This is a genomic window from Amycolatopsis sulphurea (genome assembly GCF_002564045.1).
Classification (GTDB): Bacteria; Actinomycetota; Actinomycetes; order Mycobacteriales; family Pseudonocardiaceae; genus Amycolatopsis; species Amycolatopsis sulphurea.
This window is the reverse complement of sequence record NZ_PDJK01000002.1, coordinates 3,948,804-3,973,898: the sequence shown is the minus strand read 5'-3', so window position 1 is coordinate 3,973,898 and position 25,095 is coordinate 3,948,804. Positions and strand designations below refer to the sequence as shown.

General features: G+C 69.9%; 27 protein-coding genes and 1 pseudogene. 9 read left to right on the top strand and 19 right to left on the bottom strand.

Going from position 1 to position 25,095, the window contains the following annotated elements; genetic code table 11:
- Positions 1–57 precede the first annotated feature (57 nt).
- Genes ATK36_RS24330 through clpS form a run of 3 tightly spaced genes read right to left on the bottom strand, consistent with a single transcriptional unit; the run spans position 58 to position 1,909 of the window.
- Positions 58–1,059 (bottom strand): P1 family peptidase, encoded by a 1,002-nt coding sequence (locus ATK36_RS24330; protein WP_245915069.1) that lies wholly within the window; start codon positions 1,057–1,059, stop codon positions 58–60.
- Complete coding sequence (locus ATK36_RS24325) at positions 1,056–1,613, bottom strand: DUF2017 domain-containing protein (protein ID WP_098513610.1); 558 nt, start codon at positions 1,611–1,613, stop codon at positions 1,056–1,058. Before ATK36_RS24325 ends, ATK36_RS24330 begins: the two co-directional genes overlap by 4 nt.
- Complete coding sequence (gene clpS / locus ATK36_RS24320; RefSeq protein ID WP_098513609.1) at positions 1,610–1,909, bottom strand: ATP-dependent Clp protease adapter ClpS; 300 nt, start codon at positions 1,907–1,909, stop codon at positions 1,610–1,612. The genes ATK36_RS24325 and clpS overlap by 4 nt, the downstream gene beginning before the upstream one ends.
- Before the next feature lie 74 nt (positions 1,910–1,983).
- Between clpS and ATK36_RS24315 the strand changes: the two genes are divergently transcribed.
- Together ATK36_RS24315 and ATK36_RS24310 are read left to right on the top strand one after the other, a co-directional pair.
- Complete coding sequence (locus ATK36_RS24315; protein ID WP_098513608.1) at positions 1,984–3,288, top strand: nicotinate phosphoribosyltransferase; 1,305 nt, start codon at positions 1,984–1,986, stop codon at positions 3,286–3,288.
- A 12-nt stretch (positions 3,289–3,300) separates the two neighbouring features.
- Positions 3,301–3,876, top strand: a complete 576-nt coding sequence (locus tag ATK36_RS24310; protein WP_098513607.1) for an isochorismatase family protein — start codon at positions 3,301–3,303, stop codon at positions 3,874–3,876.
- Here the strand turns inward: ATK36_RS24310 and ATK36_RS24305 are convergent.
- Positions 3,843–4,526 (bottom strand): hypothetical protein, encoded by a 684-nt coding sequence (locus ATK36_RS24305; RefSeq protein WP_245915066.1) that lies wholly within the window; start codon positions 4,524–4,526, stop codon positions 3,843–3,845. The genes ATK36_RS24310 and ATK36_RS24305 overlap by 34 nt on opposite strands.
- 170 nt (positions 4,527–4,696) lie before the next feature.
- Between ATK36_RS24305 and ATK36_RS24300 the strand changes: the two genes are divergently transcribed.
- The 3 genes from ATK36_RS24300 to ATK36_RS24290 all read left to right on the top strand — a co-directional run bounded on the left by ATK36_RS24300 (position 4,697) and on the right by ATK36_RS24290 (position 7,813).
- Complete coding sequence (locus ATK36_RS24300; protein WP_098513606.1) at positions 4,697–5,287, top strand: biotin transporter BioY; 591 nt, start codon at positions 4,697–4,699, stop codon at positions 5,285–5,287.
- An 82-nt stretch (positions 5,288–5,369) separates the two neighbouring features.
- Positions 5,370–7,421, top strand: coding sequence for an ATP-dependent DNA helicase (locus tag ATK36_RS24295; RefSeq protein WP_098513605.1), 2,052 nt, complete (start codon positions 5,370–5,372; stop codon positions 7,419–7,421).
- A 59-nt stretch (positions 7,422–7,480) separates the two neighbouring features.
- The gene (locus tag ATK36_RS24290) at positions 7,481–7,813 is read left to right on the top strand and encodes a hypothetical protein (RefSeq protein WP_098513604.1); all 333 of its coding nucleotides are present in this window, start codon (positions 7,481–7,483) and stop codon (positions 7,811–7,813) included.
- Between the two features lie 327 nt (positions 7,814–8,140).
- On the opposite strand, the gene ATK36_RS24285 is transcribed toward ATK36_RS24290, so the two are convergent.
- From ATK36_RS24285 to ctaD, 4 genes are all read right to left on the bottom strand, one after another.
- A complete protein-coding gene (locus tag ATK36_RS24285) occupies positions 8,141–8,551 on the bottom strand; it encodes an OsmC family protein (protein ID WP_098513603.1) in 411 nt (136 codons plus the stop codon).
- On the bottom strand, positions 8,548–9,327 hold the full coding sequence (locus ATK36_RS24280; protein WP_098513602.1) for a peptidyl-tRNA hydrolase: 780 nt from the start codon (positions 9,325–9,327) through the stop codon (positions 8,548–8,550). The genes ATK36_RS24285 and ATK36_RS24280 overlap by 4 nt, the downstream gene beginning before the upstream one ends.
- Positions 9,324–10,553, bottom strand: coding sequence for a phosphoserine phosphatase SerB (serB, locus tag ATK36_RS24275; protein WP_098513601.1), 1,230 nt, complete (start codon positions 10,551–10,553; stop codon positions 9,324–9,326). The genes ATK36_RS24280 and serB overlap by 4 nt, the downstream gene beginning before the upstream one ends.
- Before the next feature lie 586 nt (positions 10,554–11,139).
- The gene (gene ctaD / locus ATK36_RS24270) at positions 11,140–12,912 is read right to left on the bottom strand and encodes an aa3-type cytochrome oxidase subunit I (protein ID WP_098513600.1); all 1,773 of its coding nucleotides are present in this window, start codon (positions 12,910–12,912) and stop codon (positions 11,140–11,142) included.
- 137 nt (positions 12,913–13,049) lie between these two features.
- Here ctaD and ATK36_RS34825 point away from each other — a divergent pair, with 137 nt between their 5' ends.
- Both ATK36_RS34825 and ATK36_RS34820 read left to right on the top strand, forming a co-directional pair.
- Complete coding sequence (locus ATK36_RS34825) at positions 13,050–13,352, top strand: hypothetical protein (RefSeq protein ID WP_425427398.1); 303 nt, start codon at positions 13,050–13,052, stop codon at positions 13,350–13,352.
- A 36-nt stretch (positions 13,353–13,388) separates the two neighbouring features.
- A complete protein-coding gene (locus ATK36_RS34820; RefSeq protein WP_425427397.1) occupies positions 13,389–13,853 on the top strand; it encodes a phosphotransferase family protein in 465 nt (154 codons plus the stop codon).
- A 20-nt stretch (positions 13,854–13,873) separates the two neighbouring features.
- Here the strand turns inward: ATK36_RS34820 and ATK36_RS24260 are convergent, their stop codons facing one another.
- The 3 genes from ATK36_RS24260 to ATK36_RS24250 all read right to left on the bottom strand — a co-directional run bounded on the left by ATK36_RS24260 (position 13,874) and on the right by ATK36_RS24250 (position 16,865).
- The gene (locus ATK36_RS24260; RefSeq protein ID WP_098513599.1) at positions 13,874–14,617 is read right to left on the bottom strand and encodes an alpha/beta fold hydrolase; all 744 of its coding nucleotides are present in this window, start codon (positions 14,615–14,617) and stop codon (positions 13,874–13,876) included.
- A gap of 749 nt (positions 14,618–15,366) precedes the next feature.
- Positions 15,367–15,666, bottom strand: coding sequence for a hypothetical protein (locus tag ATK36_RS24255; protein ID WP_098513598.1), 300 nt, complete (start codon positions 15,664–15,666; stop codon positions 15,367–15,369).
- Positions 15,667–15,743: 77 nt separating this feature from the next.
- Positions 15,744–16,865, bottom strand: coding sequence for an alkaline phosphatase family protein (locus tag ATK36_RS24250; RefSeq protein ID WP_098513597.1), 1,122 nt, complete (start codon positions 16,863–16,865; stop codon positions 15,744–15,746).
- 45 nt (positions 16,866–16,910) lie between these two features.
- Between ATK36_RS24250 and ATK36_RS24245 the strand changes: the two genes are divergently transcribed.
- Positions 16,911–17,111, top strand: a complete 201-nt coding sequence (locus tag ATK36_RS24245) for an FmdB family zinc ribbon protein (RefSeq protein WP_098513596.1) — start codon at positions 16,911–16,913, stop codon at positions 17,109–17,111.
- Here the strand turns inward: ATK36_RS24245 and ATK36_RS24240 are convergent.
- Positions 17,108–18,220 (bottom strand): trans-sulfuration enzyme family protein, encoded by a 1,113-nt coding sequence (locus ATK36_RS24240; RefSeq protein ID WP_098513595.1) that lies wholly within the window; start codon positions 18,218–18,220, stop codon positions 17,108–17,110. The two genes, ATK36_RS24245 and ATK36_RS24240, sit on opposite strands and share 4 nt — an antisense overlap.
- Positions 18,221–18,278: 58 nt before the next feature.
- On the opposite strand from ATK36_RS24240, the gene ATK36_RS24235 reads away from it, so the two are divergent.
- Positions 18,279–18,791, top strand: coding sequence for an Lrp/AsnC family transcriptional regulator (locus tag ATK36_RS24235; protein WP_098513594.1), 513 nt, complete (start codon positions 18,279–18,281; stop codon positions 18,789–18,791).
- Positions 18,792–18,833: 42 nt separating this feature from the next.
- Here ATK36_RS24235 and dhaM read toward each other — a convergent pair whose 3' ends face one another.
- The 7 genes and pseudogenes from dhaM to ATK36_RS24200 form a co-directional block, all read right to left on the bottom strand.
- Complete coding sequence (dhaM, locus tag ATK36_RS24230) at positions 18,834–19,514, bottom strand: dihydroxyacetone kinase phosphoryl donor subunit DhaM (RefSeq protein WP_098513593.1); 681 nt, start codon at positions 19,512–19,514, stop codon at positions 18,834–18,836.
- Complete coding sequence (gene dhaL, locus ATK36_RS24225; RefSeq protein WP_098513592.1) at positions 19,511–20,134, bottom strand: dihydroxyacetone kinase subunit DhaL; 624 nt, start codon at positions 20,132–20,134, stop codon at positions 19,511–19,513. Before dhaL ends, dhaM begins: the two co-directional genes overlap by 4 nt.
- Positions 20,134–21,135 carry a dihydroxyacetone kinase subunit DhaK gene (dhaK, locus tag ATK36_RS24220; RefSeq protein WP_098513591.1) on the bottom strand — a complete coding sequence of 334 codons (1,002 nt, stop codon included), beginning with the start codon at positions 21,133–21,135 and terminating at the stop codon, positions 20,134–20,136. Before dhaK ends, dhaL begins: the two co-directional genes overlap by 1 nt.
- 115 nt (positions 21,136–21,250) lie before the next feature.
- Positions 21,251–22,237: a DUF3558 domain-containing protein gene (locus ATK36_RS24215; protein WP_170069885.1), complete on the bottom strand. Its 987-nt coding sequence runs from the start codon at positions 22,235–22,237 to the stop codon at positions 21,251–21,253.
- Between the two features lie 47 nt (positions 22,238–22,284).
- Positions 22,285–22,545 (bottom strand): hypothetical protein, encoded by a 261-nt coding sequence (locus tag ATK36_RS24210; protein ID WP_098513590.1) that lies wholly within the window; start codon positions 22,543–22,545, stop codon positions 22,285–22,287.
- A 10-nt stretch (positions 22,546–22,555) separates the two neighbouring features.
- Positions 22,556–24,253, bottom strand: coding sequence for a sodium:solute symporter family protein (locus ATK36_RS24205; protein ID WP_098513589.1), 1,698 nt, complete (start codon positions 24,251–24,253; stop codon positions 22,556–22,558).
- A gap of 393 nt (positions 24,254–24,646) precedes the next feature.
- Positions 24,647–24,773: pseudogene (locus ATK36_RS24200) on the bottom strand (endonuclease NucS domain-containing protein); the annotation flags it as partial.
- Positions 24,774–25,095: the final 322 nt, after the last annotated feature.

Here is a 25,095-nt window from a genome sequence, read left to right as displayed (position 1 = left end):
GTCGTGGACCTAGGCTGTCCACATGGCGAGAAGTGGCGCACGCCACCTCCAAACCGGTCACGAAGGGCCGAAGGCCTCCGGCCATACGTCGCGATAGGCGGCTACTCCCCCGGCTGCCGTCGCGGCGAGGAGGCCGTGCACCATCGCGCGGGCGAAGACCCGTGCGGCGGCCGCGCACAGCGCGTCCAACGCGCCCGCGCGTGCGGCGCTCGCGAAGGAACCGGACTGTTGCGGCAGCTCGCGTGTACCGGTGGCCAGCGCGTACACCGTGTCCCCGTCGAACATGCTGTGCGCCGGCCGGACCGCGCGCGCCAGGCCGTCCTGGGCGGACACGGTGAGACGGCGTGCTTCGCCCTTCGAAAGGGCCGCGTCGCAGGCCACGACGCCTACTGTGGTGTTCAGGTCGGTGCGCTGCCCATGTACGGCGCCAAGCCGGTCCGGCCAGCGGACGCCGAACTCGCCGTCCACCTCGTGGTCCGCGGCGAAGGCCCGGCCGGTCTTGAAGTCCACTGCCTCACCGGCTGCGTTCACTGCGGCGATCGCGCCGACCGTCACCTCGCCGACCCGCTCGCTCGCGGTACCGATTCCGCCTTTGAGCGAGCCGACGACGGCGCCGCTGCCGGCGCCGACGGTGCCCTGCGCGACGGTCGTCGTGGCGGCTTCGCAGGCCGCGTAACCGAAGCCGGCGTCCGGGCGATTCCCCCACTCGCTACGCGGAAGATCGAACAGCACCGCTCCAGGCACGATCGGCACGACTTCGTGCGGCTGCTCGCCGACAGGGAAACCCAGGTTGCGCTCGCTGAGCCAGCGCATCACACCGTCGGCCGCAGCGAGGCCGTACGCGCTTCCACCGGACAGGCAGACCGCGTTCACCCGCTGTACGAGGTTCTCCGGCTTCAGCAAGTCGGTCTCGCGGGTACCGGGGGCACCGCCACGCTGATCGACCGCGCCGACGGCACCGTCCGGCACCAGGACCACTGTCGTACCGGTCGCCCAGCCTTCGCCGAGGCGCTGGTGGTGCCCAACGAGCACCCCCGGCACGTCGGTGATCGCGTTCACGCGGTGACCGCTTGGATCAGCGTCTCCTGCACCCAGGTCAGCCAGTGATAGACGCCGAGGTGCGGGGCGCGAGGGTCGTCGTCCGGCAGCTCGTCCGGCATGTCGTCGGTGACGTCGAGCGCGGTACCCAGCGCAAGCCGTACGTCGTTCAGCGCGCCGAGCCACGCGTCGGCCTGCTCGAAGCTCAGCCGCACCTGGCCGCCGTCGCGCGGGAGCGTGTCGAGCACGGTCTTGGCGACGCCGACCTTCGCCTCCAGCAGCTCCGGTTCGTGCAGGGAGCGCATCGCGGCGGCGGAGTCGAGGTCGTCCCGGCTCGGGTTGTCCGGGTCGAGCCGGTGGAAGTCCGGCAGCAGCCGGGAGAGCACCGGGTCGTCCGGTGCCTCACTGGGGCCGGTCCGGATGCCGGTCAGCTCTGCCAGCTCGTCCTGCGGGGCCTCCTCGCCCCGCGCGCGCAGCATGTCCTCCAGCTGCCCGACCAGGCCGCGCAGCACCGCGGCCTCCTGCTGCTCGAACCCGGCGAGGATGACCTCTCCCTTGCGGCGCCAGGCCTTCACGAGGGCTGCTCCATGGTCGCCCACAACCCCGCGGCCTGCAGTTTCGCCACGTCGGTCTCCACCTTCTCCTTGGCGCCGGACGACACGATCGCCCGGCCCTTGTGGTGTACGTCGAGCATCAGCTTGGTGGCGTGGTCCCGGCTATAGCCGAACAGCTTCTGGAACACGTACGTCACGTACGACATGAGGTTGACCGGATCGTTCCACACGACGGTCCGCCACGGCTGGTCGGATTCGGTGACGGCGGCCCCGAGCGGATCGACCTGCGTCTGTTCGGAGGCAACAGGCGTGGACATGCACCCCATGGTGTCACGGCGGTCACCCGGTACGCCGCGCCAGGTCCGGCCGTACGGGTGAATAGGCTGATCCCATGGGTTCACCCGAGCCGGTCACCAGCGCCAGCACGGCGCTGCTCACCGACCACTACGAGCTGACCATGCTGGCGAGCGCCCTCTCGGACGGCACAGCGGACCGTCCATGCGTGTTCGAGGTCTTCGCGCGGCGACTGCCGGACGGACGGCGCTACGGCGTCGTCGCCGGCACTGCGCGCGTGCTCGACGCGATCGCCGACTTCCGGTTCACCGACGCCGAGCTGACAGTGCTCGAACAGACCGCTGTCGTGGACCCGGCGACGCTGTCCTGGCTGGCGGACTACGAGTTCAGCGGCGACATCGACGGTTACCCCGAAGGCGAACTGTACTTCCCCGACTCGCCGATCCTCACCGTCACCGGCAGCTTCGCCGAAGCAGTGGTGCTGGAGACGCTGACGCTGTCGATCCTCAACCACGACAGCGCCATTGCCTCGGCAGCGGCGCGGATGGCGGGCGCCGCGCACGGACGGCCGATCATCGAGATGGGCGGACGACGTACGCACGAGTACGCCGCCGTCGCCGCGGCAAGGGCCGCGTACCTGGCCGGCTTCGCGACCACGTCCAATCTCGAAGCCGGCCGTCGCTACGGCATTCCCACTCGTGGCACCGTGGCGCACGCCTTCATGCTTCTGCATGACAGCGAAGAAGCAGCGTTCCTCGCGCAGGTGGAAAAGATGGGCGCGGACACCACGTTGCTCGTCGACACGTACGACATCACTGCCGGGATCGAAACCGCTGTACGCGTGGCGGGAACCGACCTGGGCGCGATCCGAATCGACTCCGGTGACGTCGGACCGCTCGCGCGCAAGGCTCGTGATCAGCTCGACTCCCTGGGCGCCAAGGACACCCGCATCGTCGTGTCGGGGGACCTCGACGAGCACGCCATCGCAGCGTTGCGCGCAGAGCCGGTGGACGCGTACGGCGTCGGTACGTCGGTAGTCACCGGCTCGGGCGCGCCGACCGCGGGCATGGTCTACAAGCTGGTCGAAGTGGACGGCCGTCCGGTCGCGAAACGCAGTGCGCACAAGGAGTCCCGCGGCGGGCGTAAGCACGTGCTACGGCGGCACCGGGCCACCGGCACCGCGGTCGAAGATGTCGTGTGGACGGCTGCCGGAGAGCGTCCGGTGGCCGAGGAGTACGACCGCGACCTGCAGATACCCCTGGTGCGCGGTGGCCAAGCGGTGGAGGATCTGCCCACACTGGACGACGCGCGCGCCCGGTTGCGGCGTGCGCAGGTCAGCCTGCCGTGGGAAGGTTTGAAGCTCTCCCACGGCGAGCCCGCGATACCGACGACGCTTCTGTAGGGAGAGCAGGCCATGGGAACCGCGCTGATCGTGGTGGACGTACAGAACGACTTCTGCGAGGGCGGGTCGCTCGGCCTGCCCGGTGGGGCGGCAGCCGCCGAAGCCATCTCACAGCACGTGGCTGCAGGCGGCTACGTGCACGTGGTGGCCACGCGCGACTACCACATCGATCCGGGCGACCACTTCAGCGAAACGCCAGACTTCAACCACAGCTGGCCGCCGCACTGCGTCGTGGGCACGGCCGGTGCTTCGTTCCATCCGGCACTCGACATCGTCCCGATCGAGGAGGTGTTCTCGAAGGGCGAGTACGAAGCCGCGTACTCCGGCTTCGAGGGGAAGTCCCGTACTGGCGAGACGCTCGAAGAGTGGCTGCACGCGCGGAGCGTGACCGACGTCGATGTGGTCGGCATCGCCACGGACTTCTGCGTACGCGCCACAGCGCTCGACGCAGCGCGCGCAGGCTTCGGCGTACGCGTGCTACTGGACCTCACCGTTGGCGGCTCACGGGCCACTGTGGACGCGACGCTGAAGGACTTCGACGAAGCGGACGTCGCCTACTCCGGTGTACCCGCCTTGCCGCCCGGCTGACCGCCCTTGCCGTACGGATTGCACGCCGCAGTGCCGAGGTAGAGGTCTCCGCTCGCCGGGCCGCCCTGCGGGAATAGCTTCAGGTGCATGGCGTGCGTGACGAGGCTGCCGTCGGCCGGCTGTGGCGTAACAGTCTCGTTCAGCGTGACCGTGGCCATTGCTGTGCCCGCTTCGCCGCCGGGGATGGTGATCGAGTAGTTCGCGGGGATCGAAGACGGCACCGTGAGCCCGGAAACCTCACCGATAGACATCGAACCGGTGCTGCCGGACTCGGTGGTCGAGCAGCCCGAGGAGTACGTGCGGACCTTCAGCACGGGTCCGCCCCAGCGGCGCAGCAGGTCGGTCTCGAATCGCTGTCCGCCCCCCTGCACGGTGGCCACCGCACCCGTACGCCCGCAGGTGGAGCCGCCGAACCCGAAGTCCGCGACGTTGCCCGCGACGCCGCCGTCGCTGCGCGCGGACAACGGCCCGTCGGCGTCGCAGCGGGCCAGCTCCCCGGTGACCACATGCTCGCCGTCCACCAGCAAGTCGAGGCTGCCCGCGGAACCCCACCCGGTGGAGGTCACCTCGGCAGCGTGGGCGGCCGTACCCAGCAATAGTCCGGTCAGCACCGTCACCAGCGTTCCCGTCGAACGGACCCGTGCGCGCATCGTTCTCCCTTCGCCCGTGCATCGAGATCGGCAGCGCGATGGCGGGGCCAAACGCCACCGCCCCTACACCACCCGGACGTGTGGCGTCGTGAGGAACGCAACTTGTGCCGCCGGGTCAGGCTAGCGAGCGTTAACCTGCCTGGACGTCCGTTTTCGTCGTGGGAGGTCCCGTGTCGTCGCTTTCCCTCACCGGCCGCCGCCAGGTGCTGGCCGATCTCGTGCCTGGCGCACTCGTGCGCGATCTGACGCTGGTGGCCGGGGGCGCCGTGCTGACCGGCGCGGCGGCGCAGCTGGTGATCCCGCTGCCGGGTACGCCGGTGCCGATGACCGGCCAGACCTTCGCCGCGCTGCTGGTGGGCGCGACGCTCGGCATGCGCCGTGGCGCCGCTTCGCTGCTGCTGTACTTGCTCGTCGGCGCGGCCGGCGTGCCGTGGTTCCAGGGCGCGACTTCCGGGCTGTCGGGTGCTTCGGCGGGGTACATCGTCGGGTTCGCGTTCGCCGGTGCGCTCGTCGGCGCGCTCGCCCGCCGCGGTGGTGACCGTACGCCGTTGCGCATGGCGGGGACCATGGCGCTGGGCAATGTGGTGATTTATGCGTTCGGCGTGCCCTGGCTGATGGCCGCCGCGCACTACGACTTCGCCACCGCGTTCGGCAAGGGCGTGGTGCCGTTCCTGATCGGTGACCTGCTGAAGATCGTCGTCGCGGCCGGTGTGCTGCCGCTGGCGTGGGCCGCGGTTTCGCGGCTGCGCAAGCAGGACTGACGCGTTCCGCCGCTCCGGCGCGAACGGCCCGTTCGCGCCGGAGCGGTGATCCTGTCGGGGACGACGGCTATCGTGTCTGGCTGTGCCCGCCCGAACCGATTTCCCCGGCGTCCTCGAACTCCTGACCCACGCAGTGGAGTCCGTCGGCGGCGCCGAGCGCCCCGGCCAGGTCAAGATGGCCGATGCCGTCGGCCACGCGATCCGCACCGGGGAGCATCTCGCCGTGCAGGCCGGCACCGGCACCGGGAAGTCCCTGGCGTACCTGGTCCCGGCGATCCGGCACGCGGTGGAGAAGGACACCACGGTGGTCGTCTCGACCGCCACCATCGCCCTGCAGCGCCAGCTGGTGGACCGGGATCTGCCGCGGCTGGCCAAGGCGCTGAAGAAACCGCTCGGCCGCACGCCGACCTTCGCGATTCTCAAGGGTCGCCGCAATTATCTGTGCCTGCACCGGCTCGACACCGGCCCGGCCGACGAGCCCGAGGACGCGCAGTTGTTCGATCCGTTCGCGGTCTCCCGGATGGGCAAGGAGATCACCCGGCTGCACGAGTGGTCCTCGGACACCGAGACCGGCGACCGGGACGAACTCGTGCCCGGGGTGTCGGATCAGGCCTGGCGGCAGGTCTCGGTCACCGCGCGGGAGTGCCTCGGCGTGAACCGCTGCCCGATCGGCACGGACTGCTTCGCCGAGCGCGCGCGTGGCGAGGCGGGCAAGGCCGATGTGGTGGTCACCAACCACGCGTTGCTGGCCATCGACGCGCTCCAGGGCTATCAGGTGCTGCCCGACCACGATCTCGTGATCATCGACGAGGCCCACGATCTGGTGGACCGGGTCACCTCCGTCGCCACCGGGGAGCTGACCAGCGCGATGGCCGCCTCCGCCGCACGCCGCTGCGGCCGGGTGATGGACGCGGCGATCGCGGACCGGCTGCTGGAATCCTCCGACGGCCTGGCGCTGATCCTCGACGATCTGCCCGCGGGCAGGCTGGACACCCTGCCGCAGGCGTTGAAGGGCGCGATCCCGGCGGTGCGCGACGCGGCGAAGGAATGCCTCACCGCGCTGGGCTCCGACCGCAAGGAAGACGTCGACGAGGCCACCGCGCGCAAGCTCGCGCGTTCGCTGGTGGAGGAGGTGCACGATGTCGCGGTACGGCTGCTCGACGCGTACACCGACGATCAGGCACATCAGCGCGACGTCGTGTGGCTCACCGGCGACAAGTACTCGGCCAACCCACGCCCGCCCGCGCTGAAAGTCGCCCCGCTCGGCGTGGCCGGGCTGCTGCGGGAGCGCGTATTCAATCAGCACACCACCGTGCTCACCTCGGCGACGCTGACCCTCGGCGGCGCGTTCGACACCATGGCGCGGCAGTGGGGCCTGCCGCCGTCCGGTGCCCGGGTGGAGAAGTCGCCCGGCACGGCGACCGACAAGGAAGCCCCCTCGGACGAGGACGGCGGGCCGAAGTGGACCGGCCTCGATGTCGGCTCGCCGTTCGACCACCGGCGCAACGGCATCCTCTACGTGGCCAAGCACCTGCCCTCACCGGGCCGCGACGGCCTCGGCGAGTCCACTTTGGACGAGCTGGCCGAGCTGGTGGAGGCCGCCGGCGGACGTACGCTCGGGCTGTTCTCCTCGATGCGCGCGGCGAAGCAGGCCAGCGCGGCCATGCGCGAACGGCTCGACCATCCGGTGCTGTGCCAGGGCGACGATGCCACTGGGCTGCTGGTGCGGCAGTTCAGCGAGGACCCGCGGACCTGTCTGTTCGGCACGCTCACGCTGTGGCAGGGCGTGGACGTGCCCGGTCCGTCGCTGCAGCTGGTCGTGGTGGACCGGATCCCGTTCCCGCGGCCGGACGATCCGGTGTCTTCGGCCCGGCAGCGCGCCGTGGAAGCCAGGGGCGGCAACGGCTTCCTCACCGTCGCCGCGACGCATGCCGCACTGCTGCTCGCGCAGGGCACCGGCCGGCTGCACCGCGCGATCGACGACCGCGGGGTGATCGCGGTGCTGGATTCGCGGCTTGCCACCGCCCGCTACGGCGGATTCCTGCGTGCGTCCCTGGCGCCGTTCTGGCCGACCACGGACCCGCAGGTCGCGCGCGATGCGTTGAAGCGACTGGACGCGGCCGCGCCCGCATGAGACGGGGCGAGGACCCGGCGGGTACGGTAATCGGCAACGTTTACGACAGGGAGCACCGGTTGACCCAGGATCCGTCCAGCGCACGATCCCGGACCGTCAGTGTCGACGACACCGGGGTGCGGCGCACGCTTGCCGATGGCAGCGAAGAGGCCGTCACGTGGTCGGAGCTGCAGTCCGTGATGGTCAGAGTCATCCCCGACGGCCCCTGGAACGAGGACGTCTTCTTCATGCTCGTCGGCTCCGATGGCAAAGGCACCGCCATCCCCAGTGGCGACCCCGCGGCCGACGCCCTGATCGAACGCCTGCAAACCCTCCCCGGCTTCGACAACGACCGTTTCATCGAAGCCATGACCACCGACGCCGACCAGGCCTACGTGGTCTGGCAAAGCTGACGCGGTTCGCGGCCCACCGGTCTTTCCCTCTCCCCCGCACTCATCCGCGCCACCGTCGAGCCGTCGGCTGTGAAGGGTCCCTTCACGGATTCAGCGGCCAGGGTTCCGGCAAAGTTGGTCGGGGACCCGGCAGCGGGCGATGCTGAGGTGTGTGCGACCACCTCGTGACGTGCACCGGACCGGTTTCGGGTCTGTGAAGGGGCCCTTCACAGACTCAGAGTCCGTGAAGGACCCCTTCACAGACCTCCACACCGACTTTGCCGACACCCTGGATTCAGCGGCTGTGAAGGGACCCTTCACAGCCTTACGACGTCCCGAGGTGCCGGCTCACCGCTCCGAGCCGGAGAACTCCTCCACCACCGGCACGCCCTTCACCAACGTCCTCCGCACCGTGCACAACCGCTCCACCGCACGTTCCACCGCCCGGACCATCCCCTCCCGAACATCCCCCGCCACTCCCGCCAGATCCACCTCGAACACCACCCGGACCCCGTCCAGCTCCGCCACCCCCACCCGCCGATCCGCACTCACCACCACCCGGAACTCCGCGTCCTCCCCCACCCTCCGCACGATCAGCTCCTCCGCCGTCACTGCAGAACACCCCGCCACCGCGATCTGCAGCAACTCCACCGGGGAGAACGCCCCCTCCGCCCCGGCCCTCCCCAGCACGACCTCCGCCCCACGATCATTGCGCCCGACGAACCGGTGCTCGCCCGCACGCCGTACTTCAAGCGTCATCCCGAAATCCCGCCCTCCGGATACTGCGCGAGCACAGTGATGGTCCCCGGCTCCACCTCGGTGAACCCGGCGTCGCGCACCGCCACCACCCGATCGTTCCGCCAGCCCCCTTCCGGATCCTCGATCGGGCACAATTCCTTCCACCGCGCCAAAGAAGGCGTCCGCACCGCCACCCGATACCCCCGCGCCGCCCACGCACCCAGCGCCTCGTCCGGCAGGAGCGACGCGAGAATCATCGTGGCGTGCCCGACCTGAGCGGCGGCCTTCCCGACAGTCATCGCCACGTCGGGATTGAGCAGCAGCACCGGCACATTGCCCGGAGCCGCTCCGGGGGTATCCATCGGCAGCTCGCTCCCGGAGATCTGCAACCGGGAAACCTCTTTCGGCGCTTCGGAAACCAGCCCCGGCACCAGTGCCCGGACCTCCGCTCCGCCGACTTCCACGGTGACTCCGGGCAAGTCGAGCACCGCTCGCCAATGCGCCCCACGAGCCCGTCGGGAAACCTTCCGGATCCGATTGTCCAGCCACAAATGGACGGGTTCGGCCCATTCCCCGCCGGCCTCGGAACGCTCGTCCAGGCAGACCGCGACCGCAGCCGCGGCAGCCGCCTCCAGCAACGCGGTCCGGCCGGGCGGCTCGGCACGTTCGATGCGCAGGATGATCGGCATCGCGCGCACCTGGTCCGGATCTTCGTCGGAAGTGTCGGACGTCGCCTCCGCGGGCATGCCCAGCCAGTACGCGTAACGGCTGCGCAGTGGTTCGAGAATCTGGCTCACTGGCGCACCAGATCGAGCCCGTCCGCCGCGTCCGCCGCCTCCACCTCGGCCCGGGTCACGCCGAGGACGAACAGCACCGCGTCCAGATACGGGTGGGAGATCGCGGTGTCCGCGACCTCCTTGAGCGCGGGCTTCGCGTTGAATGCCACGCCCATCCCGGCGGCGGCGAGCATGTCGATGTCGTTGGCCCCGTCGCCGACCGCGACGCAGGCGCCGAGCGGAACCCCGTACTCCCCGGCGAACCGGCGCAACGCGGTCGCCTTGCCCGCGCGGTCGACGACCTCGCCGGTCACCCGGCCGGTGAGCTTGCCGTCTGCCACCTCAAGTTCGTTCGCGGCCGCGAAGTCCAGCCCGAGATCCGCCACCAGGTGCTCGATGATCTGTGAGAACCCGCCGGACACCACACCGCAGCGGAAGCCCATCCGCTTGAGCGTGCGCACCGTGGTCCGGGCGCCGGGCGTGAGTTCGAGCTGGGCGGCGACCTCGTCCATCACCGAGGCCGGCAGCCCGGCCAGCAGCGCCACCCGGCGTTCGAGCGATTCGGTGAAGTTCAGCTCGCCGCGCATGGCGGCCTCGGTGATCTCGCGGACCTGCTCCTCGACACCGGCGTGCGCGCCCAGCATCTCGATCACTTCGCCCTGCACCAACGTGGAGTCCACGTCGAAGACGACGAGCCGCTTCGCCCGGCGCGTGATGCCCGCCCGCTCCACCGCAACGTCGATCCCGGCCGTGGAGGCCGCGTCGGCCAGTTCGGAACGCAGCTCGGCGTCGGCGATCTCGCTGTCCTCCCGCACCGAGACGTACAGCTCCAGGCCGGTCACCGGGTAGTCGGCGACGCTGCGGATCGAGTCGATGTTCGCGCCGACCGAGGCCAGCCGGCGAGCCACCTCGGAGAACGCGCGCGCGGTCACCGGGCGCCCGAGCACCACCAGCACGTGCGAGGAATCGCGCCGCCCGAGCGCGAACGGATCGGCACCGATCGCGTCGCCGATGCGGACCTCGACCTCCATCCCGACGGTCGCCATAGCCTGTTCCACGGACTCCTGCAGCCCCTCCGGATCGCGGTAGACGCCGGCCAGCACACCCAGCACCAGCTGCCCCCGGATCACCACCTGTTCGACGTCGAGCACGTCCACGTCGTGCCGGGTCAGCACGGCGAACAGCACGGACGAAACACCCGGCTTGTCCGGCCCGGTGGTGGTGATGAGCACGGGAGTCTGGGTCACTGGGAGCTCTCCCTCGTAAGGCGGATGCGAGACCCGACCAGTCTGGCCCTCCCGGCCGGAATGCAGCATGCCCGCGTGCCCGGCTTCACACCCGCACTCCACGAACGGGCGATTGTGGGCGGTTCCGAGACGCCGTCGCAGACCGCGGAGGTCGGTGAAGGTCCGTGAAGGGCCCCTTCACGGACTCTGCGGCCAAGGTGTCGGCAAAGTCGGTGTGGGGCCCTGCGCAGACTGCGGAGGTCCGTGAAGGTCCGTGAAGGTCCGTGAAGGGACCCTTCACAGACTCTGAGTCCGTGAAGGGCCCCTTCACAGACCCGGGACAGGTCTGGCGCACAGCGCGAGGTGGTCGCGCGTCTCGAACACCGCCGCATCGTGCGTTGCCGGGCGCAATCGATCGAGAGGGCAGGCGTCGTCGATGATGACGCGGCAGCCACGACTCTCTCTGCCGATCACGAGTCCTCGACCAACTTTGCCGGGCCTCTGGACTCTGCGGCTGTGAAGGGACCCTTCACAGCTTTCCGGGCACGAAAAAGGCGGGCGGCCCTGGGTGCGGGGACGCCCGCCTCGTTCGAGGTCTGCCGCGAGGCTACCGCTCGCTCGCGTTGTCCTTGTCGTGGTCACCGGGCATGGTGGCCTCGACCAGCTTCTGCGAAGGCGCGGCCACATGGCGTGGCTTGCCGAAGAACCCGATCTCGCCTTCGGTGTGCAGTCGCTCCACCATGTGCGGATAGTGCAGCTCGAACGCCGGACGCTCGGAGCGGATCCGGGGCAACTCGGTGAAGTTGTGCCGCGGCGGCGGGCAGGACGTGGCCCACTCCAGGGAGTTGCCGTAGCCCCACGGGTCGTCGACGGTCACGATCTCGCCGTAGCGGTAGCTCTTGAACACGTTCCAGATGAACGGCAGCGTGGACGCACCGAGGATGTACGCGCCGATCGTGGAGATCGTGTTCAGCGTGGTGAACCCGTCGCTGGCCAGATAGTCCGCGTAGCGGCGGGGCATGCCCTCGGCACCGAGCCAGTGCTGCACCAGGAACGTGGCGTGGAAGCCGATGAACGTGGTCCAGAAGTGCCACTTCCCGAGCTTCTCGTCCATCATCCGGCCGGTGATCTTCGGGAACCAGAAGTAGATCCCGGCGAAGGTCGCGAACACGATCGTGCCGTAGAGCACGTAGTGGAAGTGCGCCACCACGAAGTAGCTGTCCGACACGTGGAAGTCGATCGCCGGCGCGGCCAGCAGGATGCCGGTCAGGCCGCCGAAGAGGAACGTGACGATGAAGCCCATCGAGAAGATCATCGGCGTCTCGAAGGACAGCTGGCCCTTCCACATCGTGCCGATCCAGTTGAAGAACTTCACGCCGGTCGGCACCGCGATGAGGAACGTCATGAAGGAGAAGAAGGGCAGCAGCACGGCGCCGGTGGCATACATGTGGTGCGCCCACACCGCAACGGACAGCGCGGCGATCGCCAGCGTCGCGAAGACCAAGCCCTTGTAGCCGAACACCGGTTTGCGGCTGAAAACCGGGAAGATCTCCGACACGATCCCGAAGAACGGTAGCGCGACGATATAGACCTCTGGATGGCCGAAGAACCAGAACAGGTGTTGCCAGAGGATCACCCCGCCATTGGCCGGGTCGAACACGTGCGCGCCCAGATGTCGATCCGCCAGCAGCCCGAACAGGGCCGCGGTCAGGATCGGGAAGGCGAGCAGGATCAGGATGCTGGTGATCAGGATGTTCCAGGTGAAGATCGGCATCCGGTACATGGTCATGCCGGGCGCGCGCAGGCAGACCACGGTGGTGATCATGTTGACCGCACCCAGGATGGTGCCCAGACCGGACACCGCCAGACCGGCGATCCACAGGTCGGCGCCGACGCCGGGCGAGTGGATCGCGTCCGAGAGCGGCGTGTAGGCGAACCAGCCGAAGTCGGCCGCGCCGCCCGGGGTGAGGAAGCCGGACAGCACGATCAAGCCGCCGAACAGGTACAGCCAGTAGGAGAACGCGTTCAGCCGCGGGAACGCGACGTCCGGCGAGCCGATCTGCAGCGGCAGGATGAAGTTCGCGAACCCGAACAGGATCGGGGTGGCGTAGAGCAGCAGCATCACCGTGCCGTGCATGGTGAACAGCTGGTTGTACTGCTCTTGGGAGAGGAACTGCTGCCCTGGCCGGGCCAGTTCCGTGCGGATCAGCATGGCCATCGCGCCGCCCGCCATGAAGAAGGCGAACGACGTGACCAGGTACATGATCCCGATCTGTTTGTGGTCCGTCGTGCGGAACAACCGCAGCAGGTACGAACCCTTTACCGACTCGCGCGCGGGATACGGGCGCGTTGCGATCGGCTTCGGGGCTACGGCCGTCACTCCTGCCTCCAACACTGCAGCCTTGTGGTGGTCATCGTCCGGGTCGTCCGGCTCAGGACTGGCCTGATCCGAGCGGCTGGGGAGGATCGTAGCCCTCGTCACCGACAGTCGCTCGCACCGGCTGCTTGGATCGCCGGATGACCGGCTCCCACACCGCCGCGGCGGTCGCCGTGGCAGTCGCCACCGGGCGCCGCTTCGGGCTTCCCACCGACCGCGCCGCAGTCCTCCACGAACGCTCGAACGTGCTGGTGAGAATGGGTCCGGTGGTGGCACGGGTACCCGGCACCACGCGTCTGCTGCGGCCGGACCCGACCCCGTGGCTCGCGCGTGACGTGGCGGTGTCGACGTACCTCACCGAACGTGGTGTGCGCGTCGTCTCACCGACCACGGATCCCCCGGCCGGACCGCATATCGCGGCCGGACTGCCGGTCACGCTCTGACACTGGACCCGCCACGATCCGGACCATCGGCACGGGGTGAGGGAGACCGTAAGATCTCTGGCGCAGGTGCACGACGCTCTGCGTGACTATCCGGGCGAATTACCTCCACGCGGCCCGGTGGACGAGCTGCTGCGTACGGCCGACCGGACCGCGACGCTGCCACCCGGCGCGAGCGACCGGATACGGACGGAAACCCTGCGGCTGGCCGAGAATCTCCCGTCAGGACCGGGCCGCCCGCTGCACGGCGACGCGCACCCGGGCAACCTCCTGGCGACCGCGGACGGACCGTGCTGGCTCGACTTCGAGGACACCTGGCGCGGACCGCTTGAGTGGGATCTGGCGATTCTCGCCAAGCAAGGCAGCCCGGAGGTGCTGGCCGCGTACCCCGGCGAAGCAGACGAAGCAGTTCTTGCCACGTGTACGCAGCTTCGGGAGCTGTTCGCCGTCGCTTGGCGGTTCCTTCATCGCAGAGCGCTTCCCACACCGTGCTGCGGAAGCTGAGACTGCCTTGCGCACCTACTTCAGCTGACCGGGTACCAGCCGAGGATTGCCTCGGTGACGCTCGCAGGGGCTTCGAGCGGGGTGAGGTGCCCGGCGTCCGGGATGACGGCGAGGGTCGGGTCCGGCAACGCCCCGACCATCGTGTTCGCGGCGTCGAGCGGGGTGAGCGCGTCCCGCTCGCCGACGATCACCAACGCCGGGACTTCGGCCTGCCGCAACACGTCCGTGGCGTCCGGCCGGTTCCGCATCGCGCGGGCGGCCCAGGCGACGCCGGACGGCGGCTGGCCGTCGATCAGCCCGCGCACCCGCTCGACGACCTCAGGTGCTGCGGTGTCCGCAAGCAGGGCGGGCAGGTTCTGCTCGGCCAGCCAGCCGGTGACACCTTCGGCCTCGGCGCGAGTCGCCAGGTCGAGCCGGTGCTGCGCGGCTTCCGGGGTGTCGGCGGTCGCCTTGGTGTCGATCAGGACCAGCCCGCCGACGCGTTCCGGCGCGAGGCGGAGGAGGGCCATCGTCAGGTAGCTGCCCATCGAGCAGCCGCCGAGCACCACCCGGTCGAGACCGAGCTTGTCGAGCAACGCGAGCACATCGCGGGCGGCGTCGCCGAGTTCCGGCTCGCGTTCGGTCTCCGGCAACGGGCTGCGGCCGAAACCGCGCTGGTCGGGCGTGATCACGCGGAGCCGTTCGGCCAGTGGTGCGCGCACCTGGTCCCACATCCGGGCGTCGAGCGGGAAGGCGTGCAGCAGCAGGAGGGGCAGTTCGGTCATGGCGGAATTCTGTCGTACCTGGGAGTTACCTTCGAGGGGTGTGGAACGGGATGGGCCTGGTGTCAGCCTCGGGTGCGGCGGCGAGCAGCCGTGGGCGGCGTGCGGCGGTGAGCTGGGCAGCCGCGTGACCCGCGGTGAGCAGCGTGAGCCGGGTATCCGGCGTAAGCGAAAGTGTCCAGTGTGAGCCGGGTGAACGGCAGTGAGGCGGGTAGCGGCGGTGTCCGGCGTGAGCCGGATGAGCGGCAGCCAGCCGAACGTACGGCATGAACGCGGGTGCCCGGCGCGCGGCGCCAGCCAGGGCGCGCGGCAATGGGCGGCGTGCGGCCGTGGGCCGGGGCAGCGGCGTGAGGCGGGTATCCGGCATGAACGCAAATGTCCAACGCGAGCCGGATGAGCGCCAGCGTCCGGCGTAAGCCGGATGAGCGGCAGTGTCCGACGTAAGCCGGGAGCGGCAGTGTCCAGCGTGAGCCGGGAGCGCCAGTGTCCAGCGCGAGCCGGATGAGGGGCAGCCAGCCGAACGTGTGGCATGAACGCGGGTGCCCGGCGTGCGGCGCCAGTCAGGACGCGCGGCGGTGAGCCGTGTTTGCGGCCGTGAGCGGCGCCGGCAGGGCACCCGGCGGTAAGCTGAGCGGCCGCGGCTCAGGCATCCTCCGGAGCTGAGTCCATTGTGGACGTTGGCCGTGGCTCGCCGGACGAGCGGCGTGTGCTGCCGGAAGTGTCGGCGCCGTGGGGATTCCCGGACGAGGAGGTCACCGGCCGGGGCGGCGGCGGGCGCGGGCGGCCCAGCACGGGCGGTGCCAGTGCCTGCGGTCGGCGACGCCGCCGGTGTCGTCGGCGGGCCAGGTCACCAGGTGCGGAGTGCCGGGGCGGATCTCGTGATCGCAGCCGGGGCAGCGGTAGGTCTTGCCCGCCTGCGCGCCGGGGACGGTGCGCACCAGCCAATCCCCGTCCGGCGCCGATTCGGTGCTTGCCCAGCCGCTGGCCGCGCCGGGGTCCGGTCGTTCGGCCGGTCCGGGGCGGGCCCGGCCGGGGCGGTTGCGTCGGGGCACGCGAGCAACGGTAAGGGCTCGGTCCGTCGCAAGGATCAGCGGTACCGGCTGTCCGGGGCCGTCGGGACGGGGGTCACTCACCCCGCCGCCAGCACCAGCGGCACCAGCTGTTCCGCCTCGGTGAACGAACCGTGCTGGCCGAGCAGGGACGATTCGACCGACTCCCCGAGTTCTCGGACCATGCCGAAGGTCCCACGCGCCGCAGCGACCACGTTGCCGATCCGGGGGCGTACGCGGTCGCTGACGGTGCCGAACCAGCCTTCCTCGATCGCCTCGTCGCGGGAGCGGACCCACGCACGCTCGCCGAGCACGGTCTGCCATGTCTGGCGTACGTCGGCTTCGGCGCCCGGTTCGGTGTACACGTGCCGTGCTCGCACCTCGCCGCCGAAAGCGCGTACGCCGGCGAGTAGTTCCGGAGTGGCTTCGAGGTCGAGTTTCTCCCCGATACGCACCATGCCGTGGTCGGCGACGACGGCTAGCACAGCACCGGGTGGCAGACCGTCCACAATCGACTCCACGAGACGGTCGACCTGTCGCAGCTGCATTCGCCACGCGGTCGAACCGGGGCCGTACAGGTGCCCGACGAGGTCCAGCTCGCCGTGGTAGGCGTAGCAGAAAGCCCGCGACGACAACACTTCCAGCGTACGCGCGGCGAGGTCGCCGAGCGCGTGTACACCGGCGTACCGCGCGCCGCCCTGCGTCGCTTTGGTCATCGCCGTGTCGGCGAACTGGGCGGACGACACCGCGACGGCATCGAGTCCGGCGGCGGCCGCGCGCTCGAACGTCGTGGGCAACGGTTGTACGTCGCGTGGCGGCAGCGCACCGCGCAGATCGCTGCCGTCCTCATGGGAACGCCAGCGCAGGGCGTTCAGCACGCCGGCGCCGGGCACCTCGAAGGTATAGCCGACCATCCCGTGTTCGCCGGACGCGAGGCCGGTACCGATGGCCGCGAGGCCGGCCGCCGTGGTTGACGGGTATCCCACGCGCAGCGGGCTCTTCGCCAGCTCCGTCAGCACCGGCGCGTCGGCCGCGTGCTCGGCCAGCAGCTGCCAGCCGAGCCCGTCGACGAGCAGTACGCAGGCGCTGCGGCACTCGGGTACCTCGAGCGTGCGCGCCTCCCCGGACACGCCCAGCGCGGCGAGCAGGGACGGAGCGACCTGGCCGAGGTGCGGAACATCCGCGTAGTGAGGTACATCCACCCTGACAGCTTCCCACCGCCGGGCGCGAGCGGCGATAATCACCGCATGCCCACCTACGCCTACCGCTGCCGCGACTGCACCGAGACGTTCGAGCTTCAGCGGCCGATGAGCGAATCCGGCTCGCCCGCGCTGTGCCCCGGCGGCCACACCGACACCGTCAAGCTGCTGACCACGGTCGCGCTCACCGGTTCAGCCGCCCCCGCCCCGTCCGGCGGGTGCTGCGGAGGCGGCTGTTGCGGCGGTTAGCAGGATTTCAGCGCCTGGTCCAGATCCAGCCACAGGTCCTCGATGTCCTCCAGCCCCACGGACAGCCGGAGCAGGCCGCCGGTGATGCCGGAGCCGGTGCGATCGTCCTCGGCGACCATGCGGTGCGTCAGTGACGCCGGGTGCTGGATGAGCGTGTCGACGCTGCCGAGACTCACCGCGGGAGTGATCAGCCGGACCGCGCCGATCACCGCGTGCGGGTCGCCGGTCACTGCGAAGGAGACGAGCGGGCCACCCAGTTTCGGGTAGTGCACGGCGTGCACCGCGGGATGCGTGGCAAGCCGTTCGACGAGTCCGGCCGCGGTCGCCGAGGCGGCTTTCACCCGCAGTGGCAGGGTGGAAAGGCCGCGCAGCAACAGATATCCGGCCAGCGGGTGCAGGACGCCGCCGGTCGCGAACCGCAGGCCCCGCAAGCGGGCGGCTTCCTCGGCACCGCAGGCGACCACGCCACCCATCACGTCGCCGTGACCGCCGAGGAACTTCGTCGCGCTGTGCAGCACCAGCTGCGCACCGTGCTGTCCGGGCCGCTGCAGCACCGGCGTGGCGAAGGTGTTGTCCGCCAGGACCGGCACCGCGCCGCAGGTTTCCGCCAATGCGGCGAGATCGAGTTCGGACAGGGTCGGGTTCGCCGGGCTCTCCACGAAGACCAGCCCGGTGTCCGGCCGCAGCGCACCGGCCACATCCTCCGCCGCCGTCCAGGTGACCTCGGTGCCGAGCAGTCCGGTGGTGAGCAGGTGGTCCGTGCCGCCGTAGAGCGGGCGGACGCCGACGATGTGCGGTTTCCCTTGCATCACCGCGGAAAGCAGGCAGGCCGACACGGCGGCCATCCCGCTGGCGAAGGCGACCGCGTGGTCGAAGCCCTCCAGTTCGGCGAGCGCCTGTTCGAACCGCTCGACCGTCGGATTGCCGATCCGGCCGTAGATGCCGGTGACGTCCTCGCCCGCGGCGAACGCGTCGATCCGCCGGGCCTCCTCGGCACTGTCCCGCGAAGGGTAGGTGGTGGAGAAATCGATCGGGGCGGCGTGCAGGCCGAGGTCGGCGAGATCGTCGCGACCGGCGTGGACAGCACGCGTGTGCAGCAAGGAGGTCATAGCCGCATCGTCGGCTCTTCACCGGATATCAGGCAATAGTCTCGGATATTGTTCGCACATGACCGCTTCTGTCGAACTGAGTCCGGTTGATCTTGAGATCCTGCGTCAGCTGCAGAACGATGCCCGGATCACCAACAAGGATCTCGCGGCCGCGGTCGGGATCGCGCCCTCCACCTGCCTCGACCGGGTCAACCGGCTGCGCGAGACGGGCGTGATCACCGGCCAGCACGCGGCCGTGGACGCCGCGAAACTCGGGCGCCCCCTGGAGGCGTTCCTGTTCGTGCAGGTCCGGCCCCACCGGCGGCCGCTGGTCGACGCGTTCGTCCGGCACCTGCTCGGCCTGCCCGAGGTCCGCGCGGTCTACCACCTGACCGGCCCGGACGATTTCCTCGCCCACGTCGCCGTCGCCTCCGCCGGCGAACTGCAGCGCCTCGTGCTCGACGAGCTGACCGCCCGCGACGAAATCGCCCGCGTGCACACGAATCTGGTCTTCCAGCACTGGGCGGGCGGCCCGCTCCTGCCGCCGGGCGAAGCCACCCCGTCCACTTCGGACAGCACGACGAGGCCGTAGCGCGGGCTCCGGAGGGATACTCTCCGGAGCCCGCCCCGGAAATCACTCGCCGAAGTTCGTGCCCACCAGCTCGGTCACCCTGGCGAGTACCTCCGCCGCCTGCGGACCGCAGGCCCGGACCACGATCCGGTCCCCCTGCCGCGCACCCAGCGACATCAGCGCCAGCACGCTGTGCGCGTCCGCTTCGCGCGCGCCCAGCCGTACCGAGACGTCCGCCTCGAACCCGGCCAGGCTCCGCACCAGCACCGCCGCCGGACGCGCGTGCAGGCCGACGTCGTTGGTCAGCGTGAACGCCTTCTCCTCACCGCCGTCGTCCGCGGAGGCTTCGACGGCCGCCAGGTCGGGTGCGAGACCGGCGCCTGCCGCCGCCTCGCCCACCGCCTTGCGGTTCGCGCCCGACTGGGCAGCCACAGCCGCCGCCACGGCACCTTCCACCAGCGGCGCATCCGCGACCACGGCGGCCGACGGGTCGGCGAGCGACTCCACGGCCAGCTCGGCGGTCATCTGCGCGCTGCCCAGGTCGTAGAGCAGGACCACGCCGTCGCCGGAATCGGCCCGCTGGGTGGCGGCCACGACTTCGTCGTAGTCGGTGCCGAGACCACCATCGTCGGACAGCCCGCCGGCGGGCACGATGCGTACGTCGGGTGCCATCTGACCGGCCAGCTCGGCCAGCCCCTCGGCCAGTTTCGCGCTGTGCGACACGAGAACGATTCCGACGGTCACCGGGCCGCCTCCGCGAAAGCGTGCAGCAGCAACGCGGTCGAGCGCGCGCCCGGGTCCATGTGCCCCACCGCCCGCTCGCCGAGATAGGACGCCCGGCCCTTGCGCGGCACCAAGTCCACAGTGGACTCCGCGCCGCGATCGGCCCCTTCCGCCGCGGCGGCGAGCACCTCGGCCACCGAGCCACCGGCCGCCCCTTCGGCCGCGGACAGGGCCGGGATCAGCGCGTCGACCATCGTCGCGTCCCCGCCGACCGCCTTGCCCCGCGCCTGCACGCCTTCCAGCGCGGCACGCAGCGCTTCGATCAGCAACGGCGGATCAAGCTCCGCGGCGTCACCGAGCTTCGCCGACGCACGCAGGAAAGCCGTGCCGTACAACGGACCCGCCGCGCCACCGACCTTGGAGATCAACGTGGTGGCCGCGAGCTTCAGCACCGCGGCGGGGGTCGGCGGCACCTCCGTCTCCAGGACGGCGACCATCGCGGTGAAGCCCCGGCTCAGGTTCTCGCCGTGGTCCGCGTCCCCGATCACCCGATCCAGCTCCACCAGCTCACTGCGGTGCTCCGCGACCACCTCGGCGGCCTCGCGCAGCGCCGCGGCGACACCCTCGGCAGAACAACTCATCAGATCCCCCACCGCAGAGCCGGGGTGCGCACCGGGGCGTCCCACAGCTGCGTCAGCTCGTCGTCCAGTTTCAACAGGGTCAGGCTGATGCCCTGCATCTCCAGGCTCGTGATGTACGGGCCGACCAGCCTGCGCTCGACCACGATGCCACGCTCGGCCAGCAGCCGCTCGGCGATGCCGTGCGCGAGGTACAGCTCCAGCTGCGGGGTGGCGCCCATCGAATTGGTGAACAGCAGCACCCGGTCGCCCGCGGCGAACGGCAGATCAGAAGCCACCGCCTCGACCATCCGGGCCAGCAGCGCGTCGGCCGGTTCGGCCGGGATCCGCTCGCGACCCGGCTCCCCGTGGATGCCGATACCGAACTCGATCTCGTCCGGGCCCAGGTCGAAACTGGGCTGGCCGACATGCGGCACGGTCGGCGCCGTGAGCGCGACCCCGATCGAGCGAACTTGCCCGATCACCTTGCGCGCCAGCGCTTCCACCGCGTCCAGCGTGTCGCCGCGGGCGGCCGCGGCCCCGGTGAGCTTCTCCAGCAGCACCGTGCCGCCGACGCCGCGGCGCCCGGCGGTGAAGGTCGAGTCCTTGACCGCGACGTCGTCGTCGATCACCACACTGCGCACGTCGAGGTCGTCGACCGCGGCCAGCTCCGCGGCGGTCTCGAAGTTGAGCACGTCGCCGGTGTAGTTCTTGACGATCAGCAGCGCACCGGCCGGGCCGGTGGTCTCGGCGAGCGCCGCCTGCACCGCGTCCGGCGTCGGCGAGGTGAAAACCGCGCCGGGCACCGCCGCGTCGAGCATCCCCGGCCCGACGAACCCGCCGTGCAGGGGCTCGTGGCCGGAACCGCCGCCCGAGATCACCGCGACCTTGCCCGGAACCGGGGCGTCCGCCCGGACGACCAGCGCCGGATCGTCCCGCACCCGCAGCAGGTCCGCATGGGCGACGGCGAGTCCTCTCAGCGACTCGGCGACCACCGTGGCCGGATCGTTGATGATCTTCTTCATGCGGAGCCTCCGACACGTCGACGTGGTGGGCAACCTTCAACTTAGCGGCTCCACGGCTCCGGCGAAGAAGCTGTGAAGGGGCCCTTCACGGACTCTGAGTCCGTGAAGGGCCCCTTCACGGCTTGGGCAGTTCGGCGGCCAGCTGTTTCGCGGCCGGGACAGCCTGGCCGCAGGGATCATCGGCGCCCGGAGCTCCGTTCTGGTACTCCACCTGGGCGATTTCGAAATAGCCCTGCTGCCACGGGCGGTGCTGCCAGTGCACCTGGCAGCTCCCCGGACCGGACGGGCGTTGTTTCTCGAAGGCCTGGCCGGGCGAGCCGATGTCGACCTTCTGCCAGCCGTCGCCCTCCAGCAGCGGGCGCCCCGGCAGCAGCAGCACTTCCAGCGACGCGGTGGTGCCCCATCGGCAGCTGTGCAGACCGGTGACCTCGGGCTTGGCGTCCTTGGCCACGGCGTCCACCACGCTCGGGTCCAGCATCGCGCACGGATCGGCGGTGACCAGGCTGCCCGCGCCCGGGGCGTACTTCTGCGGTGTCCGGTGCAGGATCTTCGCAGCCTCGGCGGCCAGTGTGCGCCCCGCCGGGCAGGCGTCCCCGTCGGGGTAGTTGAGCGCGAACAAGACGCCGAGGTCCGGCTTTCGCGAAGTGAGCACACCGGCCGTGCACGACTCGGCGCCGGCACCGGGCGCCTCCAGCCGGGGCAGGCCGTCCACCTGACCGGTGATCTTCTGCGCGGTGATGCTCACCGGCCTGCCGAGGGAAACCTCCACCGAGAGGTTCTTGCCGCCGGCGTCGGTCACCGAAGCAGTGCAGACGTCGAACCGCACGGCGGACGGCGCCGGTTCCCCTTGCGGCGTGCCCAGCTGCTTCAGCGCCTCCGGGCCGACGAACTGGCACGGCTGCAGATTCCGCAGCACCTCGGCGGTAGTCGCCGGATCGTCCACCACCGCCGTGGACGCGACGCTCGCCGACGCAGGCACGGTGGTGGGGGCGAAGTTCTCCTTGCCGAGGCTCCCGTGCCCGCAGCCGGAGACCACCAGCGCGCCGGCCGCGACGAGGGCGGAAAGCTTCGGGAACCGGCCGGGCCGGCGATCGTGCACCACGTCCGGAAACCTAGCGGGCCGGGCTACCGGACGTGGCCACAACCCGGTTATTCGGCCGGTTCCGCAGCGGCCTGCGGCACCGTCAGCGGGCGCAGCACGGTCCACAGCACGAACATCGCGGTGACCACCAGCAGGCCGATCCCGGCCCACAGGTTGATGTTCACCCCGGCCGCCTTCTCCCGGTCGGCGTCCGAGGTGAAGGCCAGGCCCATCACGGTCAGGACCACGCCGTAGACGCCGAGCAGCAGCGAGATGATCAGCCGGATGTCGAAGGCGCCCGCCTTGCGCGGCCGCGAGGACTCGGTCATGCGGGCCTCCTCAGAAGATGATGTTCAGACCGATGGTTATCACGAGCACGATGCCGGCCAGCAGGCCCGGCTTGCGGTACCAGCCGGCGTTCTCGCCGGTCGCGTCGTGTTTGAGGGAATCCCGCGGGGTCAGCGAATAGACCAGCCCCACGAGTTCGGCGTCCGCCCTCGGCCGGGTGGCCAGCGAGACCGCCACACTGACCACGATGTCCACCGCGAACGCGGTACCGGCGGCCACGAAGCTGATGCCCTGTCCGGTCAGCGGCAGGACCTCGGCCTGCGAAAGGCTCCACACGGTGACCGCGCTCAGCGTGCCGAACACCAGGCCGCTCCAGCCCGCGTGCGGGGTCATCCGCTTCCAGAACATGCCGAGGATGAAGGTGGCGAACAGCGGCGCGTTGAAGAAGGAGAACAGATCCTGCAGGTAGTTCAGGATGTTCGAGGAGTTCGACGCGATGAACGCGGTGCCGATGGCCAGAATCGTGGCGACCACCGTGATGCTCCGGCCGAGCCGCAGGTAGTAACCGTCCGGCTTGTCCTTCTTCACGTACGTCTGCCAGATGTCGTACGTGAACACCGTGTTGAAGGAGCTGAGGTTCGCCGCCATACCGGCCATGAACGAGGCGAGCAGACCGGCGATCGCGATGCCGAGGATGCCGTTGGGCAGCAGGTCCCGCATCAGCAGCAGCAACGCGTTGTTCGCCGTGACACCACTCGGCGCGGTACCGCCGTCGAGCAGGATTCCCTTGTCGCGCAAGTACTCCGGCACCACCACACCGGCGATCATGCCGGGGATGATGACGATGAACGGGACCAGCATCTTCGGGAACGCGCCGATGATCGGCGTGCGCCGCGCGGCGGACATGCTCTTCGACGCCATCGCGCGCTGGACCTCGACGAAGTTCGTGGTCCAGTAGCCGAAGGAGAGCACGAAGCCGAGACCGAACACGATGCCCAGCACGGACAGGAAGTTGTTGCCGAAGCCGGTCAGGTTGTCACCGGGCCAGGAGTGCAGCTGCGCGGAACCGCCCGGGCTGTGGGTGACCTTGTCCACCAGGCCCTGCCAGCCCCCGACCTTGACCAGGCCGACGATCGTGAGCGGCAGCAGCGCCACCACGATCACGAAGAACTGCAGCACCTCGTTGTAGATCGCCGCGGAGAGCCCGCCGAGCGCGGTGTAGGCGAGCACGATCGCGGCGGCCACCACAATGGACACCCACAGCGGCCAGCCCAGCAGTAGGTTGACCACACTGGCCAGCAGGAACAGGTTCGCGCCCGCGATCAGGATCTGCGCGGCCGCGAAGCTGATGCCGTTGACCAGGTGCGCGGGCTTGCCGAACCGGCGGCGCATGAACTCCGGCACGCTGCGGACCTTGGAGCCGTAGTAGAACGGCATCATCACCAGGCCGAGGAACAGCATCGCCGGGATGGCGCCGATCCAGAAGTAGTGCACCGTCGGCAGGCCGTAGAGCACCCCGTTCGCGGACATGCCCATCACCTCGACCGCGCCGAGGTTCGCGGAGATGAACGCGAGGCCGGTCACCCAGGCCGGTAGTGAGCGGCCGGAGAGCAGGAAGTCCAGACTGCTGGACACCTGCCGCCGGGCGAGATAGCCGATGCCCAGCACCAGCAGGAAATAGAACGCCAGCTCGATGTAGTCGATCGGACTCGCGTTGAGCCGCAGGTTCGCGTCGGCGAGGACGAGCACCCGGCCACCTCCGAATCAAACATTCTCCCACAGGAAACACCATCGTCCCTGCCGACCGGACAGTACTGCATGACTCCCGAGGGGTCACGCCGACACTGCGGAACTTTCCAACAGATGGCTGACCTGTGATTTATCCGGTGGACCAGACCACGTGTTCGGTCGTGGTCGATCCCGTGGCCGACCGGGCGTTCCGACGTGCGATGCAACCTGGTCGGCCATCCAGCGCAATGCCCGTTCGGGCAGAGTCGGAGGGAGGTTCAGCCCGGCGAACCGCGCAGAGGGCGACAAGTGGATGAGCCGTCGCAGGCACACATTGGCCGCTCAGATCCAGGGGCGAGGGCATCGCGGACCGCTGCGGCGGCTGCCGCCGGGGCGCGAAGCGGCGGGGGAAGCTCAGAACAGGCGGAACTCGTCAGAGTCGGTACCACACAGGGCGTCGTAGTCGAGTGGTCCGGCAGCGGATGCCGCGGTCCTCGGCGAGCGTACGGGTCTGCGGTTTGATGATCTGCGCGGCGAACACACTAGGGGGACGCGCGCGCCCGGGCCCTCACCGCGACCGCCTCCTCGGCCACGACCACAGGTGCCGCCCAGGAAGCCGAGCGTCCGCAGCCGCGCGGGCCGACTGCCCAACAGTCTCGTCACGACAAACCCGGAACCGCCTTGGGGACCGGGCGCATACACCGTCAACCCGTATCTGCCCGGACACGAAGCGTCCGACTCCACCCCGAACAGTCACCCCACCTCCTCACTGCGGGCTGGTTGACAGCGGGAACCACTATCACCCCTGATCATACTCATCACTTCACCTTAGAGGTGAACACCTGTACACTAGCTAACAAAGA